The organism is Bradyrhizobium sp. Rc2d, from assembly GCF_900099855.1.
In the GTDB taxonomy this organism is placed as follows: domain Bacteria; phylum Pseudomonadota; class Alphaproteobacteria; order Rhizobiales; family Xanthobacteraceae; genus Bradyrhizobium.
In genome coordinates this window covers 1-3,835 of the sequence record NZ_FNCU01000107.1, presented here as the reverse complement: position 1 = coordinate 3,835, position 3,835 = coordinate 1, and the positions used below count along the sequence as shown (strand labels likewise).

1 protein-coding gene is annotated in these 3,835 nt (G+C 58.6%); it reads right to left on the bottom strand.

Annotated features, from left to right (window positions below):
- The coding region (locus tag BLV07_RS45670) for a beta strand repeat-containing protein (RefSeq protein ID WP_091899138.1) at window positions 1-3,835 on the bottom strand (3,835 nt) is incomplete at both ends.

Below are 3,835 nucleotides of genomic sequence, written 5' to 3'. Positions count from 1 at the left end.
GCCAGCGAGTTCAAATTGAAAGTGCCGGACCCATAAAGCACCAGGCTGTCGGTGCCGGTGCCCCCGTCAAGATTGTCGGTGGAATTCAGCGTCGTGGAATTACCGATAAATTGCGTGTTTTCCGATGACGCCGTAATGATGTCAGCGCCGCCCGTCAAAGTCACTTCTGCTCGATCGAGAACATCGATAACGAGTGTCCGTTCGACGAAGGTTCCCGCCGAATCCGTTGCCCTCACCGTCACCGTCCGCGTCGGTGACGCCTCGTAATCAAGAGCTGCGCTTCCCACGCGAAGCTCGTTGCCTGAAATCGTGAAGAGCGCGCCATCGAAGACTGGACGGATGGTATAGGTAGCCACATCACCGACGTCGGGATCGGTAACGCTGAGCAGGCCAATCGTTGCGCCCGCCAAGTTTTCTACAACTTCGCTTGATGAAATTGTCAGATTCGTCGGTGCATCGTTCACCGCTGTCACGGTAATCGCGACGGTGTCCACGTCGCTGAGTGCTCCGGTCGACCCGGTGTTACCGCCGTCATTCGTGGTAATCGTTAGCGTGTCATCACCGTTGAAATCCTGCACACCACGGTAGATCACGTTATTGGCTGCCGCCAGCGTGGTGTTGATCTGAGCCTGAGTACCAGTCAGCGTCACAGTAGCGCTGCCACTGCCCGATACCGTGGCCCCGCCAGCCGACAACACGGTCAACGTACCATGCGCAACGGACAGCGTTGTCGTGATCGACGCGGTTCCCGCGTCAACATCGCTCACCGACAGCCCCGTGATCGAAAGGTTCGTGTCCTCCGCTACCATCTTAGCAGACGGAACCACATTCACCGGCGCATCATTAACCGCTATGCCGGTGAACGTTTTGTGGCCGGTAATCGCTGGCGCCACGCCGTCGCTGACGCTGGTAGCAACCGTAAAGCCGCCATTGAAGTTCGCAGCCGGCGTGAACGTCACCCCGGCCAGCAGCGCGTTGACATCGGCGATCGCACCAGAGGCGGTCCACACCCCGGTGCCCGCGATGTAAGTCGAGGTCACCGCACCAGACGTCGCCGTGCTCAGGCTGCCGGCGGCCGTGTTGGACAGCGTCAAGATCACGGTCACATTGCCACCGTCCACATCGCTTACCACAATCTCGGTGAGGTTCAGCGGGGTGTCTTCCGTGTAGCTCTCGGCCGTCGACAGGTTGGTCGCTGTCGGCGCATGGTTGACCGGGATGCCGGTGAACGCCTTGGTACCGGTAATGGCCGGAGCCACTCCGTCGCTCACGCTGGTGGCAACCGTGAAATTGCCATTGAAGTTTGCAGTCGGCGTGAACATCACGCTCGCCAATAACGCATTGACATCGGCGATCGCGCCAGACGCCGTCCACACGCCGCTGCCGGCATCGTAGGTCGAGGTCACAGAGCCCGAGGTTGCTGTGCTCAGACTGCCGACGGCCGCGTTGGACAGCGTCAGCGTCGCCGTCACCGACGTATTGTCGACATCGCTCACCGCAATGTCGGTGAGGTTGAGTGGAGTGCCTTCCGTGTAAGTCTCGGGTGCGGACAAATTGGTCGCCGTTGGCGGATCGTTCGCCGCGACCACGGTGACAGTAGCGGACGCCGTGACATTCTGGAGATAATGGATCTTGCCATCCGAGGTGCCGATGAAAGCGTCCGGCTTGCCGTCGCCGTCGATATCGGCGAACGTTGCACCTGAAAAGTCACCGAAATCCAAGCCGTTGAACGGATTGTTGCCATCGATTTGCTCAACAAAGGCCGGCGTGGCGGAGGTTCCGACGTTCTTCAGGTAATGTAAGGTTCCGTTTCTTTCGCCCACGACAACGTCAAGCTTCCCGTCTCCATCAACGTCGAGGACGGCAGGATTCGAATAATTATCGAACCCCACAGTGATTCCGTTGAATGGATTGTTGACGCCGACTTGAGCACTAAATGCAGGTGCTGATGCCGTGCCGGTGTTTTTAAAGTAAAAGAGTGTACCGTCCTGTGCGCCGACAACAGCGTCCTTGTCACCGTCGCCATCGAGATCAGCGAAAACCGGAGCGGCGTAGTGGCTACCTACTCCACCTACTGTGATTCCGAAAAACGGGTTGCTAAAGTCGTTCTGGAACTCGAAAAAAGGAGCGGTCGCAGTTCCGGTGTTCTTATAATATAGAAGCCTAGCGCCGAACTCGCCTACCACCGCATCAAGGTCGCCGTCCCCATCAAGATCGACAAAGGTCGGATCCGCGTGAGATCCAACGTCACGACCATTGAACGGATTGTTCGGTCCTGTTTGCTGCACATAGACTGGAGCAGTGGCCGTTCCCGTGTTGCGGAAATACTGCAAAGTTCCGTCGTCCGCCCCGATGACGACATCGAGCTTACCATCCCCATTCAGGTCCACGAATGCAGGGTTTGCGTAGTCCCCCACATCGACGTTAAGCGGATTGTTGGCCCCAGTCAGCTCAGCGAAAGTCGCCAAACTCTTGGTGTCTACGCCGCCATTGACAGTCCCGCCGCTGTCCTGGATAGAAATCAGTGTGACCGCACGCGTGCCGGCGCTCGGATTATCAATGTTGGCGTTCTGATAGGCGATCCCGTTGACAACCGCCTCAGCCGCAAGCGTGGAGATTCCACCTGCGCTCGTCAGCATAACAGTTGCCGTTGAGCCGCTCACCGACACGCTATAGCCCAAGCTGTTGCCACCACTTGTCGTGCCGGTTGTCGCGTCGGTCAGACTGAACACGGTCCCATCAACGATGATCTTCTCGTTGCTTCCATCCAGTAGCCCACTGACCGTAAACGTGAGCCCCTTGATGGTCTGACCAGCCTCCACCGTAGTGATGCTGGCGCCGGTGAACACCGATACCGGCGCTGCCTGCGAGCTGCCTGCTCCTTCCGTGAAGATCGCACTAATCGCACTCGCGCTCAGTGTTGGCGCATCGTTCACTGGCGTGACCGAAACTGTGGTGGTTGCCACACTGCTCAAGTTGTTCGAAAGTGAGCCGTCATTGACCTGATAGCTTATGGTGCGGATCGCTCCGGATGGATCGTCGCTGGAGTTGAAGTAGGTTACCGAGCGCAGCGCGCTTTGGTACTGCGCGACTGTCGCCGAACCCGTCAGAATCAGGACACCCGTCGACGCATTGTAGCTTCCGATAATCCCGTTCTGATTGGTGAACCCGAGCACATCCTGACCGGAAGCAAAGTTGCCTGTGATCGATACTGTCGCGTCGGTCAGGATCGTGCTATCGACATCGGTAACCGTCAGCAAGGAAACGATGGCCGCGGCTGCTTGATTTTCCTTATAAGAGAGCGATCCGCCGTTAGCATTCAGGACGGGTGCGTCATTGGTGCCGGTGATGGTGAAGGTCACGTCCTGGATCGCAGAATCGACATTACCGTCATTGACCTTCACCTGGTAGGTGATGGTCAGGCTGTCACCCTGCTTGAGGAAGTCGAGATTGGCCGCCGTCGGATCATACTGGTAATTGACCGACAGGCTGCCGCCGTTCGAGGTCTGCGTCGCATTGGTCAGGCTGAAGGCGCCGGCCGCGGTCAGCGCGGCAGCGCCGGCCGGCAGCGTGAAGGCGGAGCCATTCAACAGCACCGTCGGGCTGCCAACCACGCTTGCCGTCAGCATGTTGCCGACGTCCTTGTCGAGCACCGAGAAGCTGCCGGTGATCGCCGCCAGGTTCTGCACCGAGGCATCGCCAAGCTCGGTCACCGCGGCTGGATTGGTGGTATCACTCAGCACCGGCGCGTCGTTGGTGCCGGTGATGGTGACGTCGATCTGCCTGGTGATCAGGCCGCCATTGCCGTCGTCGAGCGTGATGGTGAAGCTCTCGA